The organism is Staphylococcus sp. Z5-21 (genome assembly GCF_056529615.1).
In genome coordinates, this window is the sequence record NZ_CP096462.1 from 1,079,130 (window position 1) to 1,093,940 (window position 14,811).

13 protein-coding genes are annotated in these 14,811 nt (G+C 33.2%); 5 read left to right on the forward strand and 8 right to left on the reverse strand.

Annotated elements, in window-relative coordinates; translation table 11 throughout:
• Positions 1-205 precede the first annotated feature (205 nt).
• On the reverse strand, positions 206-1,117 hold the full coding sequence (locus M1D64_RS05395; protein WP_129530963.1) for a biosynthetic peptidoglycan transglycosylase: 912 nt from the start codon (positions 1,115-1,117) through the stop codon (positions 206-208).
• A gap of 405 nt (positions 1,118-1,522) precedes the next feature.
• Here M1D64_RS05395 and tyrS point away from each other — a divergent pair, with 405 nt between their 5' ends.
• The gene (gene tyrS / locus M1D64_RS05400) at positions 1,523-2,785 is read left to right on the forward strand and encodes a tyrosine--tRNA ligase (RefSeq protein ID WP_041080019.1); all 1,263 of its coding nucleotides are present in this window, start codon (positions 1,523-1,525) and stop codon (positions 2,783-2,785) included.
• A gap of 289 nt (positions 2,786-3,074) precedes the next feature.
• Here tyrS and M1D64_RS05405 read toward each other — a convergent pair whose 3' ends face one another.
• Positions 3,075-4,349, reverse strand: a complete 1,275-nt coding sequence (locus M1D64_RS05405) for a S1C family serine protease (RefSeq protein WP_002483014.1) — start codon at positions 4,347-4,349, stop codon at positions 3,075-3,077.
• A 166-nt stretch (positions 4,350-4,515) separates the two neighbouring features.
• Here M1D64_RS05405 and M1D64_RS05410 point away from each other — a divergent pair, with 166 nt between their 5' ends.
• From M1D64_RS05410 to M1D64_RS05420, 3 genes are all read left to right on the forward strand, one after another.
• Complete coding sequence (locus tag M1D64_RS05410) at positions 4,516-5,139, forward strand: lysophospholipid acyltransferase family protein (protein WP_041080017.1); 624 nt, start codon at positions 4,516-4,518, stop codon at positions 5,137-5,139.
• A gap of 176 nt (positions 5,140-5,315) precedes the next feature.
• Entirely contained in the window at positions 5,316-6,800 is a 1,485-nt protein-coding gene (gene nagE / locus M1D64_RS05415) for an N-acetylglucosamine-specific PTS transporter subunit IIBC (RefSeq protein WP_129530964.1), read from the forward strand.
• 214 nt (positions 6,801-7,014) lie between these two features.
• Positions 7,015-8,136, forward strand: coding sequence for an HAD family hydrolase (locus M1D64_RS05420; RefSeq protein WP_002483017.1), 1,122 nt, complete (start codon positions 7,015-7,017; stop codon positions 8,134-8,136).
• 84 nt (positions 8,137-8,220) lie between these two features.
• On the opposite strand, the gene serA is transcribed toward M1D64_RS05420, so the two are convergent.
• The 3 genes from serA to M1D64_RS05435 form a co-directional block, all read right to left on the reverse strand.
• Entirely contained in the window at positions 8,221-9,837 is a 1,617-nt protein-coding gene (gene serA / locus M1D64_RS05425) for a phosphoglycerate dehydrogenase (RefSeq protein WP_041080015.1), read from the reverse strand.
• On the reverse strand, positions 9,830-10,990 hold the full coding sequence (locus tag M1D64_RS05430; RefSeq protein WP_041080014.1) for a pyridoxal-phosphate-dependent aminotransferase family protein: 1,161 nt from the start codon (positions 10,988-10,990) through the stop codon (positions 9,830-9,832). Before M1D64_RS05430 ends, serA begins: the two co-directional genes overlap by 8 nt.
• A 165-nt stretch (positions 10,991-11,155) precedes the next feature.
• On the reverse strand, positions 11,156-11,596 hold the full coding sequence (locus tag M1D64_RS05435) for an SACOL1771 family peroxiredoxin (protein WP_041080013.1): 441 nt from the start codon (positions 11,594-11,596) through the stop codon (positions 11,156-11,158).
• A gap of 76 nt (positions 11,597-11,672) precedes the next feature.
• Between M1D64_RS05435 and M1D64_RS05440 the strand changes: the two genes are divergently transcribed.
• Positions 11,673-12,419 (forward strand): glycerophosphodiester phosphodiesterase, encoded by a 747-nt coding sequence (locus M1D64_RS05440; protein WP_041080012.1) that lies wholly within the window; start codon positions 11,673-11,675, stop codon positions 12,417-12,419.
• Positions 12,420-12,665: 246 nt separating this feature from the next.
• On the opposite strand, the gene M1D64_RS05445 is transcribed toward M1D64_RS05440, so the two are convergent.
• The 3 genes from M1D64_RS05445 to M1D64_RS05455 form a co-directional block, all read right to left on the reverse strand.
• Positions 12,666-13,193, reverse strand: coding sequence for a GNAT family N-acetyltransferase (locus M1D64_RS05445; RefSeq protein WP_037538272.1), 528 nt, complete (start codon positions 13,191-13,193; stop codon positions 12,666-12,668).
• A gap of 155 nt (positions 13,194-13,348) precedes the next feature.
• Positions 13,349-13,951 carry a 30S ribosomal protein S4 gene (gene rpsD / locus M1D64_RS05450; RefSeq protein WP_002483023.1) on the reverse strand — a complete coding sequence of 201 codons (603 nt, stop codon included), beginning with the start codon at positions 13,949-13,951 and terminating at the stop codon, positions 13,349-13,351.
• Between the two features lie 255 nt (positions 13,952-14,206).
• On the reverse strand, positions 14,207-14,671 hold the full coding sequence (locus M1D64_RS05455) for a GAF domain-containing protein (protein WP_011302889.1): 465 nt from the start codon (positions 14,669-14,671) through the stop codon (positions 14,207-14,209).
• Positions 14,672-14,811: the final 140 nt, after the last annotated feature.

Genomic DNA, 14,811 nt, shown 5'->3' on the forward strand with positions numbered 1-14,811 from the left:
GACATTTTTATTAACTATAATGGCAATCTAATGTGCTCGCGCATTAGGTTGCTTTCTTAATTTATTGTCTATACGCTTACGATGTTAAAAGTCACATACTACTTTAAAATTTCGTAGGCATAGATATGACTCTAATCTAAAACTATAAAAAATCGCTATGAAATAATTAACTGACACAGATTATTTTATAGCGATTTTTATGTATTTATTTTGTCATTAAATGCTTTTTGATATCAAATTTTTCTGATTGATTAAATTGATGCTGTGTTATTTTCTTTTCAACTAACATACGTTTTAATACATAATGTTGTCTATTGATGCCTATTTGAATTTGATCATCTGGTTTGAGGACACCATCTTCTTGATAAGGTGTGTAATAATAAGGACTTTGTAATAAACCAATGAGGTATGCAGATTCAGCAATATTAACTTCTGAAGGTGGCTTTCCAAACAAATTATAGGAAGCTGATGAAATACCAGATATATTAGCTCCATTATAATCACGACCAAAAGGTACAATGTTTAAATATGTATATATAATTTCATCTTTTGTTAGTAAGTTTTCAGCGCGCATAGACAACACAAGCTCATTTGCTTTTCGATCATAAGTTTTTTCGTTGGTTAAGACTTGATTCTTTACTAATTGTTGAGTAATTGTACTGCCGCCCGTTGCTGCATCGGTATTAAATAAATCCTGTCCAACTGCTCGCAGTAATGCTTTAGGTAAAATACCATTATGTCTATAAAATAAGCTATCTTCGGAAGCTGTTAATGCTTTAATTATATTTTTATTAACATTTTTAGGACCCACTATTAATGGGTTTAATGATTGGTTATATTCGGAAAGGATATGTTGATTACTATAGTTAATATCCTGAGTACCGGGAATATTAAGCAATTTCAATCTTAGTGTATTATCAGATATGTGTTCTGATTCTTTAGTGATGCTTTGAAAATAAAATACAGTAATGGCTAATAGTATGATTAAGGTACATGTAAGAATCGTAAAAAAACCAATAAAAATATGTTTGAGTTTTTTGTAAATGATTTCAAATTTTTCATACTTTGATATTTGCGGTTGATGTTGTAAATTATTTTCAACTTTTTGGTGCGTCATATGTTGCCTCCTTATTTAAGCAACATTATAACACAATTTATGTTATTGACTTTTAAATTATAGTTAATTATAATAAGTATCAATTCGATATCGTTTTTGGATAGAGGAGAAGTAGCGTTTTGTGTAAACTAAAGAGAGTTAGTGGTTGCTGTGAACTAATGTTACATAATTTGTGAATACACCTTAAGTTTTTAATGAATCCAAACGTTTTAGTTAATGAACGTATCATTAATAAAGTTATTTGACTTAAAGTATGGTGGTACCGTGCGCATGCGCCCTTACATTAATTTGTAAGGGCGTTTTTCTATTTTTTTAGAAATCTATATATGTTGCAATTTAACACATACTACTTAACTCGAACTTTTATTCAAAGCGATATCTTAATTAATACAGGAGGTTGATACAATGACAAACGCACTATTAGAAGATTTAAAATGGAGAGGTTTAATCTATCAACAAACAGATGAGTCTGGAATAGAAAACATCTTGAACAAAGAGCAAGTGACATTATATTGTGGTGCAGATCCAACAGCAGATAGTTTGCATATCGGTCATTTATTACCATTTTTAACACTACGCCGCTTTCAAGAGCATGGACATCGCCCACTTGTATTAATTGGTGGTGGGACAGGTATGATTGGCGATCCTTCTGGTAAATCTGAAGAACGTACTTTACAAACTGAAGCACAGGTCGAAACAAACGTACAAGGTATCTATAAACAAATGCATAAAATATTTGAATTTGATACTGAAAAAGGTGCAAAACTTGTTAATAATAAAGATTGGTTAGGACAAATTTCTTTAATCGACTTTTTACGTGATTATGGTAAACATGTAGGTGTGAATTACATGTTAGGTAAAGATTCTATTCAAACACGATTAGAGCACGGTATTTCTTATACTGAATTCACATATACAATTTTACAAGCGATTGATTTTGGTCATCTTAATAGAACGTACAATTGTAAGGTACAAGTAGGTGGCTCAGATCAATGGGGTAACATTACAAGTGGTATAGAGTTAATGCGTCGCATGTACGGTCAAACAGAGGCTTATGGGCTTACTATTCCTTTAGTAGTAAAATCAGACGGCAAAAAGTTTGGTAAAACTGAAGGGGGCGCTGTTTGGTTAGATGCAGCAAAAACCAGTCCTTATGAATTTTACCAATTCTGGATTAACACGACAGATGATGATGTTATTAAATTCTTGAAATACTTCACTTTCTTAGAACAAGAAGAAATTGAAGCTTTAGAAAAATCATTAAATGAAGCACCACATTTACGTGAAGCGCAAAAGGCTTTAGCAGAAAATGTTACGCGTTTTATACATGGTCAAGATGCATTAGATGACGCTATTCGTATTTCACAAGCGCTATTTGCTGGTGATTTACAATCACTATCTGCCTCAGAATTAAAAGAAGGCTTTAAAGATGTACCTCAAGTAGAATTAAGTAGTGAAACTAGAAATATTGTTGAAATCATTGTTGAGACTGGTATTTCATCTTCTAAACGCCAAGCACGAGAAGATGTAAACAATGGTGCTATCTATATTAATGGTATCAGACAGCAAGATGTAAATTATGAACTTACAAATGAAGATAAAATCGAAAATGAATTCACGATTATTCGCCGTGGTAAGAAAAAATACTTTATGGTTAATTACAAATAACATATTTAAACATGATCGCCATCCTTTGAATGAATGTTTCAAGGGATGGCGATCTTTTCTATTGAGTAGTAGACGAATGAATGGAAAAAGTAAAGTTTCACTGTTTTAAAGAACTACTAATTCATATGAATGTGAAAGTAGTTTTAAAAAGCAGTGCTAAAAATAGTTTGATAGTACGATAGATTTTTAAGATTTAGTATCCAATATATAAAGAAGAGTCTGAGACATTCATGGATGTCCCAGACTTAAAACCAATATGAAATATTAACTTAAATAGCTTACCTTATATTTAGTTAAAAGGTGACGAACTTTCACTTTCAGAACTATCATTGTTATTCGATGATTTTTGTTCTTTTAATGTTACTTTTATATTTTGTTCTTTACCATTACGTTCTACAGTTAAATTCACTGTATCACCGGGTTTTTTATTTGCATAAAGATAGGAGCGAACATCTGTATCTTCTTTCACTTTTTTGTCATCAATTTGTGTAATGATGTCTCCTTCTTTAAGACCATTGTTTCCTTCAACTTTAGCGATATATACGCCATCTTTACGTGACGTTTTCAGTTGGTCTTTATACTGTTCTGGAATTTCACTTACGTTGAGTAAACCAATGCCGATAGAAGGACGTTCTATTTTACCATTTTCTACAAGTTCTTTAATGGTTACTTTTACTTCGTTACTAGGTATTGCAAAGCCGATACCTTCAACTTGTTCACTTGCAATCTTCATCGAATTAATACCAACAAGGTTACCGTTGATATCTACCAATGCACCACCTGAATTACCAGGGTTAATTGCCGCATCAGTTTGAAGTACATTTACTTTATTAGATCCAGCGGATGTTTGTGTGTCAATCGTACGTTCACTCGCAGAGATAATGCCTGATGTTACAGAATTAGCAAACTCTAAGCCTAAAGGGTTACCCATCGCAAAAACACTATCTCCGGTTTTTACTTTTGAAGAATTAGCAAAGTCAATGGCTTTGGTACCTTTGCTATCATTTATTTTGAGTACGGCCATATCTGTTAACGCATCTTTACCGATTAATTTAGCATCGACTTGTTTAGAATTATGCAATTGTACTTTAATCTCACTCGCACCATCAATGACATGGTTATTGGTTACAATATAAGCAGAACCATTATTTTTTTGATAAATGACACCTGAGCCAACGCCAGCTTCTTGTGATTTATTTGATTTACCTTTTAAAAGGTCATCTAAATTTTGTGCTTTCTGCATATTGATTACACCAACAATAGCAGGGGAGACGTCATTAATCATTTGATTAACTGAATCATATTTATCGCTTTTACCATCTAAGGTATTTCCACCGCTATTATGATTAGAAGCTTCGTTCACATCGGAACCACCATTATCAAGTACCGTGCTTTCCATAAGTCTTCCCACTCCTAGAACAATTAAGGCACCGATAATGCCTGCAACTAAGGCAACAATTATGGTTTTAAACCACGGGAATTTAGGTTTGAATCTCTTTTTTGATGGCTGAGTCGTTTGTGTTGGTTGCTGATTTGTATTATTTTCATTGTTAAATTCTGACATATACTACCTCCGATAATTACTCTATATCCTATTATGAAAGTTTTATACAACTTTTTCTAGTATATCACTATACGACTTTAGACTGAAATATAAATCTCCTTGTTCATAATAAGACTAAATGATAAAATCAATAAGTAAATATTAGCAAAACGAAGTAGGTGCGAAGATGTATAAATTTATAAGTGGTCTATTGGAATTGATCATACTGAAAATAAGTAAATCATTAGAAGTTCAAGGAAAAGAAAATATTCCGCAACTTCATAGATATGTTGTGACATGTACTCATGAAAGCTATAATGAAGTGATTATGTTAGGAACTGCAATTTATCCAAATCAAATTCATTATATGGCGAAGAAAGAATTGTTTAATAACAAATGGTTTGGCAAGTTTTTATCTTCTCTTAATGCGTTTCCAGTCGATAGAGAAAATCCGGGACCGAGTACACTAAAAAAACCCATTAAGTTATTAAAAGAAAATAAAACAGTTGGTATTTTTCCAACAGGGCATCGTATGAAATATGATGAAGGTGCACCAATGAAAAGGGGTGCAGTAACGATTGCTTTAATGGCGCAAGCCCCAATATTACCAGCAGCATATGTGGGTCCTAAAAAGATCAAAGGTTTAGTTACTGGGAAAGCCATTATTAAATTTGGTGAACCGATTGAAACTAAAAATTTACCAAAAACAATGAAACGTAATGAAAAACTAGAATATTTAACAAAAGAATTAGAAAGAAAAACAATACAATTACAATCGGAATTAAATGAATATGTAAAAAATAATAATTAATATTCAATGTTTTTGAAATAGTAAGACTATTATATTTTTATACGTAATTTTTAAATTATGTGTTATTATGTAATTGTACAATGACAGCGAGTAAATCGTTTACATACACCACGTGGACTATATTGTGCATGTGGTGTTTTTTATATGTAATTAACTATTTGAAATGGGGAATTGTTATGTTTAGTTTCTTTCAAAGACTAGGTAGATCTCTTATGCTACCGGTTGCAGTTTTACCAGCAGCTGCAATCATAATAGGTATCGGTAACGCATTATTGGCATTGGGGATATTACCGACAGTAGCTGCATTCTTTTCTTCTGCAGGTTCTACGATACTTGAGCAACTTGGTATCCTCTTTGCTATTGGGGTAGCATTAGGTATGGCTAAGAAAAATGATGGGGCTGTAGCACTTGCGGCAGCTGTAGGTTTCTTTTTAACGACAGTAGTATTGAGTCCAGAAAAATTGGCGCCGTTACTGGGGGTTAAAGAGACGGGTGTGGATGCAGCATTTGAACAAATGAATAATTCAAATGTTTTTATCGGCTTAATTATAGGTTTAATTGCAGCATATACCTACAATAAATTCAGTAAAACAGAATTACCAACAGCTTTATCCTTCTTTAGTGGTAAGCGATTAGTACCGATTTTAACAGCTTTTTTTAGTATTATTTTGGCTGTAATCATGTTATTTGTTTGGCCGTTCATTTTTTCAGCAATCGTTATATTTGGGACATGGATTTTAGACTTAGGCCCTGTAGGTGCATTCTTGTATGGTTTCTTCAACCGTTTGTTAATTCCGACAGGTTTACATCACGCTTTAAACTCAGTATTTTGGTTTGATTTAGCAGGTATAAATGATATTGCAAAATTCCAAACTGGCGATGGTGCAGTTCATGGTGTTACAGGACGATACATGGCTGGGTTTTTCCCAGTTATGATGTTTGGTATTCCAGCAGCAGCTTTAGCTATGTATCATACTGCAGAATCAAAACAGAAAAAACGTGTATATGGTTTAATGTTTGGTGGCGCAATTTCAGCATTTTTTGTAGGTGTTACCGAACCTATTGAATTTTCATTTATGTTTGTTGCACCAATACTTTTTGTTATCCATGCATTATTAACGGGTTTATCTATGTTTATAGCAGCACTATTTCACTGGACAGCTGGATTTTCATTTAGTGCAGGATTAATTGACTATGTCTTGTCATTAATCAATCCAGTATCTAATCAACCTTATATGCTACTTGTACAAGGCTTAGTATTCTTTGTTATTTATTATGTTGTATTTAGACTTGCTATAAAAGTACTGAAATTAAACACACCAGGACGTGGCGATAATTTACTTCCTGATCCAACATCAGATGAAGCTACAACAGCTGATGTTGATGAAAATGAAACACAAACTAAATCGACAAATAAATATTCGCAACCAGCTAAACAAATTTTAGAAGGTCTTGGCGGCAAGGAAAATATTATGTCATTAACAAACTGTGCAACACGTTTACGAATGGAATTGCATGATAATAGCGCAATTGATGAAGCTAAAATTAAAGGCGCAGGTGCTGTAGGTGTTACACAAAGTGGTAAACATAATACACAGGTCATTATTGGTATGCAGGTACAGCAAATCGCTGATGAAATAGAAGTACAAATGGAAAATTAAATATAATGCTTGATAAGTCTGAGACATCCATCATTGTCTCAGACTTTTTAAACGCTTCATTATTGGAAAAGGAAAAAATTAAATAATTTAAAAATTTTATCTTTGACCGCTTTTATTTTCACATGATTTATCTTGAAAATACATTGCTCTTTTCATAGTAAGATAGTACGATATACTAGTATCAGAATTTTCTGATTAAAGGAGAGTTGGTATAATGAAGTCGGTATTATTTGATGTTGATGGTGTTTTTTTAAGTGAAGAAAGGTGTTTTGATGTATCTGCACTAACTGTTTATGAAATCCTGATGAGTGAGTCATACATAGGTTTAGATACAACTGTACAGTTTGAAAATTTAAGTGATGCAAAAATCTCTGAAATAAGAGATATTGTTTTTTATCATGATGAAATATTAACTAAATTAAAATCGTTAGGCTTAAATTCCAATTGGGATATGTTGTTTGTCGTTTTGGCAATCCATTTTATTGAAATTTGTAAGACATTGCCTTCTGAAGATGTCAATCGCGTGCTCGATTCTAATCAATTTGGACAAGAGACGTTTCAGTGGATAGGTGAAAAAATTGAAAATGTTTCTTTAGATTTTACATTGCCACTATCATTCCTAGATGGTGTAACAGCAGGTAAGGAAAATATTTATCAAGATTTAATACATTATGCAAGTGAACAATTAAATACGACAAAAACAGCCGTATTTGAACTGAAAAGTCCGTTCTGGATGCTTGCACAAGAAGTTTATCAAGAATGGTATTTAGGACATCAACTTTTCAACGAGGTAGAAAAGAAAGAAAATCGGTCTGACTTTAAACATGGCTATATATATAATGAAGTCGTGTTAAGACCTGTATCAGAGATTAAGCAATTATTAGCAGATTTAAAGTCGGCAAATTATCATATTGCCATAGCAACTGGCAGACCGAGAACTGAAACAATAGTGCCTTTTGAAACAATAGGTATTAAGTCTTACTTTGATGAAGTACATATTGTAACTGCCAGTGAAGTTTTAATTGCAGAAGATTTATATCCAGAATTAAAGCCACTAGGTAAGCCTAATCCATTTAGCTATTTAGCGACATTGGAAGGGAACCATCAAGATAAATATAGACACTATGCTACTAATCAAGAAAATCGTGTAGACAAAGATGAAGTCTTTGTTGTTGGCGATTCTTTAGCAGATTTATTGAGTGCGAAAAAGATAGGAGCAACATTTATCGGACCGTTAACAGGTTTGAAAGGTATACATGCACGTGATGAATTAGTAGATTATGGTGCTGATTATATTGTCGATCATGTAGGTGAGATTAGAAATATTTTATTGTAAAAATAACCTGTTACAATCGTATATTAGACAAAAAAGCAGCTTAACCCTTCGCTTTATAAGGATTAAGCTGCTTTTATTATTTATTTAAATAATATAATTTGCATCTGGTTCTATTTCAAGTTCAACGCTTCTAATTAAATTGAAACCTTCAATTTCATATAAGCCATCTATAACATCATCAGTAACTGGATGATCAATGGATAAGATCATCAATGCGTTACCACCTTGATTAATACGACCAAGGTGCATAGAAGCAATATTAATGCCATATTCCCCTAGAATTTGACCAGTACGGCCTACAATACCTGGTCTATCATTATGATTGATGATAAGCTGATGGCGCTCTGGTTTAAAGTCAACGGGATAGTCATTGATTCTTACTATTCTAGGACCGTATCCATTTAATACTGTAGCACCTATTTTAATTTGTGTATCTTTGTTAATAAGGGTTAATTCAATATAGTTACTAAACCCACGATGTTTTGCATTTTTTTCAATATTATAAGACACACCTTGTTCATTAAGAAGTACGAGTGCATTAATTAAGTTTACACGTTCTGCTAGATCTTGTTTTAATACACCTGATACGAGCGTACGCGTAAGTAAACTTGTGTCATCCAGAGCAATGTCGCCTTCATATTTAATATGCAATTCACGGGGTGCTTTTTCAAGCAATTGTATACCAACTTCACCGGTAAGTTGACTTAATTCAATATATGGTTTTAATTCATCATTAATTTCACTATAAGTCATTTTCGGTGCATTAATCGCATTGAATACATTACCATTTTCAAATATATCAACAATTTCATTTGCTACTGATACTGCAACTTTTTCTTGTGCCTCCACAGTTGAAGCTCCAAGGTGTGGCGTTACAATAATTTTTTCATGATTTACAAGAGGGGATTCCGTTGCTGGCTCACTTTCAAATACGTCTATTGCCGCACTTTGTATTTGATTTTGATTAAGCGCATCAACCAAAGCGGCTTCATCAATAATACCACCACGTGCTACATTTATAATTTGCAAATTTGGTTTAGCTTTCTCGAAAAATGCTTTACCTACAATGCCTTTTGTTTTTGGTGTAAGTGGCGTGTGAACTGTAACGAAATCTGATTGCTCTGCAATCTCTTCAACAGTAGCTCGAGTGACATTCAATTCTTTCGCTTTATCTTCAGAAAGATAAGGATCAAATGCTAAAATGTGCATCCCAAAGCTTTGTGCACGTTTAGCGACACCCAAACCAATTCTACCGGCACCAATGACGCCAAGCGTTTTATTGTAAAGTTCAGTTCCGCGATATGTCTTACGATCCCACTTGCCATCTTTCAACGATTGATGTGCCTGAGGAATATTACGAGCCATGGATAAAATCATTGCCATTGAATGTTCTGTTGCAGAAATTGTATTACCATCAGGTGCGTTAATAACAATCACACCATGTTTTGTCGCTGCATCGACATCGATGTTATCTACACCAACACCGGCTCTCGCAATCACTTTTAAATTTGGGGCAGCTTCAATGATTGCCTCAGTTACTTGCGTTTGACTACGAACGATAAGTGCTTGATAATCTGCAATTTGATTAATAAGTTCTGCTTCATCTAACTCTGTATCGATGACAACTTCAAAATCATTGTGATCGATTAAGCTTTTTAAACCTTCTGGTGAGATTGGATCTGATACTAAAATTTTATACATATGCTTTGATAACCTCCGTATACTGAGTAATGGCTGTGCCAATATAAGATTGATTTCTATATTCTGTTAAGAGAATTTCTAAAGCTGATACGACTTGTAATATATCGAAAGGTGAGATTTGCCCCATATGACCAATGCGTAAAATTTCTCCTTTTAAATGGCCTTGACCGCCTGCAATGGTGATGGCGAAACGTTTTTTTAGTTCTGTTTTAATATAATCTAATTCTTCTTTTGAATTCGGTATAAAGGCAGTAACGGTAGGAGAAGCATAAGCTTCGTCTACAAGAAGATTTAAATCCAAAGCGGTTAACGCTTGTCTTAACGCATCGCGAATAGCGTAATGACGACGTATAACTTGTTCAAATCCTTCTTCATTTACTAATTGTGCATAAGCATTGACCCCTCTAAACAATGAAACATTCGGCGTAAAGGGTGTTGAATGTTCAGCTTGTGATTTTAGATATTTATTTAAATCTAAATAGAAACGTGGTGTAGTGACCTCGGCAAATCTAGCTTTCGCACGATCATTATATGCGACAAATGCCAATCCTGGTGGTAACATAATTGCTTTTTGACTTCCTGAAATAAGTACATCAATTTGATCTCGTTCTAAATCCACATCAACAGCACCAATACAGCTTACACCGTCGACAACGTAAAAAATGGATGGATCATAATTTTTTAAAGCATGACCTAATTCATTTACAGGATGTAAGACGGCGGTTGATGTTTCACAATATTGACTGTAGACAGCTGTGACTTGTCTATTCAAAGATTTTAAGAAATCTATAAAATCGGGTACATTGACAGCTTTACCCCATTCGACTTCAAAAATATGTACATTTTTATAATAGGATTCAGCAATTTGTTTAAAGCGATTACCGAATGCACCGGAAACAATAATCACAATATCATCTTCTGGGTTAGCTAGGTTTAGCATACTTGCTTCAAGAGAACTTGTACCGCTTGAAGTTAAGATGATAACATCGTTTTTAGCACCAAAGATAGGTTTTAGTGCGCGAAATGCTTCCTCCGCTATTGATTCAAAATCACTTGATCGGTGTCCAACCATAGGTAATTGTGTTGCGTGTAATATTTGTTCTGGTACTGGTGTAGGTCCTGGTGTAAGTAACAATGGATGATAATATTTCATGACTAATTCCCCCAATGCTTAAGATTGTACAAGTTTAGCAAATTTTCAGAAAATAAAAAAGCTTTTAGTTAGAAAAAAGGGCGAAATAGAATCAATCTAAAAATAATGTAAGGGTATTCATTGTTAATTTAATCATATTCCGCCACATATAAAAAATTTTTGAAATTATTTTATTTTTGGTACTATTTTTACTTCAACGTTTCCCCTCAAGGAATTAGAAATCATGCAATTGTTGTCTGCAACCTTTAACAATTTAGGGAGTTTCTTAGTTAAATTATCTTTTTGTTCTTGAGATATATAAATTTCTGGATAGTGTACGATATTATCCATGCGAAACTTTGCATTTTCAAAAATAGCTGTACCAATCGATGATTGAGCGATTTTAATATCTGTGAAACCAGAACGTTCCAAAACAGCTGCTAATGAAATGATATAGCAAGAAGAAGCAGCAGAAACAAGCAATTCATCTGGATTAGTTCCTGTACCATTACCCCCTAAACCCGATGGTATAGAAATTTGCTCTTCTAAAATATCGCCTTGTAAGTTGCCGACTGTGTCACGACCACCATTCCAATTTGTTTGTACTTTAAATTCATGTTGGACCATATCGATTGACCTCCTGATTAAATGTGATAACTTAAGTTTAGTTGAAATTGAGAGATAAAGAAAGTAGGAGGAAGGTTTGCAAGATAACAAATTTAATCGCCAACAATTTGTATTAGTTGCACATCGCGGATTGGCTACTAAGTATCCAGAAAATACACGCATCGCGTTGGAAGCTGCCTTAACTAGCAATATAGATATGTTGGAAATAGATATACATAGAACAATAGATAATCATCTTGTAGTCATTCATGATAAGACGATAGACCGTACATCTAATGGCAAAGGAAAAGTAAAGGCGTATACATTAGAAGCTTTGCGACAATTTGACTTTGGCATATATAAAGACGAGGCATTTAAAGGGCAAATAATCATGAAGTTAGATGATGTCTTAGCAATGGTTAAAGAAGCCCCTCAAAAATTATTGATAGAACTCAAATACCCTAAATTATATCCAAATATAGAAATAGAACTTCTCAATAAATTGGAGGCATATGAAATGCCTAAAGAAAAGGTGATTATTGAATCATTTGATCAACAAATGATTCAAAAAATACATAACTTAAAGAAGGGGTATAAGTTAGGTATTTTAATTAGTAAGAAAAAATATTGGTACAGGTTACCTAAATTTAAACAAATCAGTAAATACGCACAGTATATCAATCCACAGTTTTCATTAGTGAATGAAAAATTTTTAAAAAGAGCAAATAAGAACGGATTAATGGTGATGCCATATACAGTAAATGACTCTGAAACGGCCAACAGACTCATAACGTTAGGAGTTCATGGGTTAATATCAGATAATCCAGAAACACTTATAAATTAATTTAAAACTGAAATGAAACAGTTTGTATAAAGTTATTTATATTAGTATTAAATTAGACATAAAAGTGGCCGAGACAGCAATGTATGTCTCGGCGCTTTTATGCCTTTGAAAAGGAATAGTAAGATATATGAATGAGCAAAAGAAAAGCTCACCTTCTTTTAATTTTGTGGATACTGGGATATAACAACTATACAGTTGTTATATTAAAAATCATTACTTTTAATGTATATTTTAACTCGTAGCTAACTAACGAATGTGTGATAAATCATTATCATGGTGATTTATCCAGTTCTTTTTTAGTAATCCCATTACAAAACAATCACTGTATTCGCCTCTAGTATAAAAGTGTTCTTGTAAGGTACCTTCAATAGTGAAGTTTTGACTTTTATAAATATGGACAGCTTTTTCATTGCTTACATCTACAAACAAATATATTTTATGTAAATTTAGTACAAGAAATGCATAATCAATGGCCATTTTAAAGGCATTCTTAGCAAAGCCTTTACCACTGAATTTTGGATCAACAATGATTTGAATCTCACAGTTACTATGTATAAAATTAATTTCTACTAATTCTACAACACCAATTCGTATATGGTCGTGTTCGATAATGAATCGGCGTTCTGATTCATCTAAGATATGTTTTTTATATAAAGATTGAAGCTCACTTAATGATTGATAGGGTTCTTCAAACCAATATGACATAATAGAATATTCATTATTTAAGTGATGAACGAAATCTAAATCTGTTTCTTCTAATGCTCTAATAATCAAGATTAACACTCCTCTATACTTATAGCATACGAAATGTCAGAAGGTTTGTAAATTAAGACGTGACATATAATAGGGGTGTATGTCAGTTTGTATTAAAAACCAAAATAAAAAAACCAAGAAACCCGTAAAGGACTTCTTGGTTGAAAAGACAATGTTTATCTTGAGTAGTACTCAACGATAAGTTGTTCATTGATTTCAGCAGGTAATTCACTACGTTCTGGAACGCGGATATATTTACCTTTTAAGTTATCTGCATCAAACTCTAAGTAGTCTGGTACGAAATTGTTAATTTCAACTGATTCAGCAATGATATCTAATTTTAAAGATTTTTCACGAACTGAGATTTCTTGACCAGGTTTTAAAGTGTATGATGGAATATCAACACGTTTGCCATCTACTTCGATGTGACCGTGGTTAACGATTTGACGAGCTTGACGACGTGTACGCGCTAAACCTAATGAATATACAACTGCATCTAAACGAGCAGCTAATAATTGCATGAAGTTTTCACCGTGGACACCATGTTGGTTACCAGCGATTTCGAATGTATTACGGAATTGTCTTTCAGTCATTCCATATAAGTAACGTAATTTTTGTTTTTCACGTAATTGTAATGCATATTCTGATAATTTTTTACGTTGGTTAGGACCGTGTTGACCTGGTGCATAAGGACGTTTTTCTAATTCCTTACCAGTACCACTTAATGAGATACCTAAACGACGTGATTTTTTCCAGTTTGAACCTCTAAATCGAGCCATAATAAGACTCCTCCTTTTTCTCTTTTGTTTGTTATGAAAAAACAAAAAAGAGTGTTGCATGCTTACTTGGATATATTGTTTTATGTGTCCTCGCCTCATAGCAACGGTTACACGGCACGTCCGCGTTGGGAACAACATAGAGCCAACTAATACGCAACTGCTAATTTCGTTTATTCACACAAAGTACATTGTAACATGTTATCGGTTGCTGTCAATAGTCTTTTCGACTTTGTCCATATTCAAGTTGCGATGGAATTATGATATTTGCTTTTCAATACGAGCAACAATTTGTTCTAGGCCATTTTTGTCTACATCAGTAAATCTACTTGTAATAGGCGCATCGATATCTAATACACCAATAATTTGGTTATTTTTACGAAGTGGAACAACAATTTCAGATTTGCTATTCGCATCACAAGCAATGTGACCTGGAAATGCATTCACATCATCTACAAGTTGTGTTTGTTCTTCAGAAACAGCAGTACCGCATACACCTTTGCCGATTGCGATATGAACACATGCAGGATGACCTTGGAATGGCCCTAAAATTAATGCTTCGTTTTCAATAAGATAAAATCCAACCCAGTTAATTTGATCAATCGAATCATTTAGTAGCGCGGATACATTACTCAGTATAGCAATTAAATTCGACTCATCTTCTATTAAACTACTCACTTGTTTTTCCAATAAATTATAGTTTGTTTCTTTAACTTCCGTCATTAGATAACCTCACTTTTTACTTTTCATTTAGTATAAAGACTGTTTTAATAGTAATCAATCAATTGATTTGAAAAGGGTTAGATAATAAATAACCTAATACATATTATTATTAGAGATCATTTTAAATAAAATAAAAAATA

Coding starts and splice junctions, on each gene's coding strand:
- M1D64_RS05395 (WP_129530963.1), bottom strand. CDS start 1,117: ATGACGCACCAAAAAGTTGAAAATAATTTACAACATCAACCGCAAATA.
- tyrS (WP_041080019.1), top strand. CDS start 1,523: ATGACAAACGCACTATTAGAAGATTTAAAATGGAGAGGTTTAATCTAT.
- M1D64_RS05405 (WP_002483014.1), bottom strand. CDS start 4,349: ATGTCAGAATTTAACAATGAAAATAATACAAATCAGCAACCAACACAA.
- M1D64_RS05410 (WP_041080017.1), top strand. CDS start 4,516: ATGTATAAATTTATAAGTGGTCTATTGGAATTGATCATACTGAAAATA.
- nagE (WP_129530964.1), top strand. CDS start 5,316: ATGTTTAGTTTCTTTCAAAGACTAGGTAGATCTCTTATGCTACCGGTT.
- M1D64_RS05420 (WP_002483017.1), top strand. CDS start 7,015: ATGAAGTCGGTATTATTTGATGTTGATGGTGTTTTTTTAAGTGAAGAA.
- serA (WP_041080015.1), bottom strand. CDS start 9,837: ATGTATAAAATTTTAGTATCAGATCCAATCTCACCAGAAGGTTTAAAA.
- M1D64_RS05430 (WP_041080014.1), bottom strand. CDS start 10,990: ATGAAATATTATCATCCATTGTTACTTACACCAGGACCTACACCAGTA.
- M1D64_RS05435 (WP_041080013.1), bottom strand. CDS start 11,596: ATGGTCCAACATGAATTTAAAGTACAAACAAATTGGAATGGTGGTCGT.
- rpsD (WP_002483023.1), bottom strand. CDS start 13,951: ATGGCTCGATTTAGAGGTTCAAACTGGAAAAAATCACGTCGTTTAGGT.
- M1D64_RS05455 (WP_011302889.1), bottom strand. CDS start 14,671: ATGACGGAAGTTAAAGAAACAAACTATAATTTATTGGAAAAACAAGTG.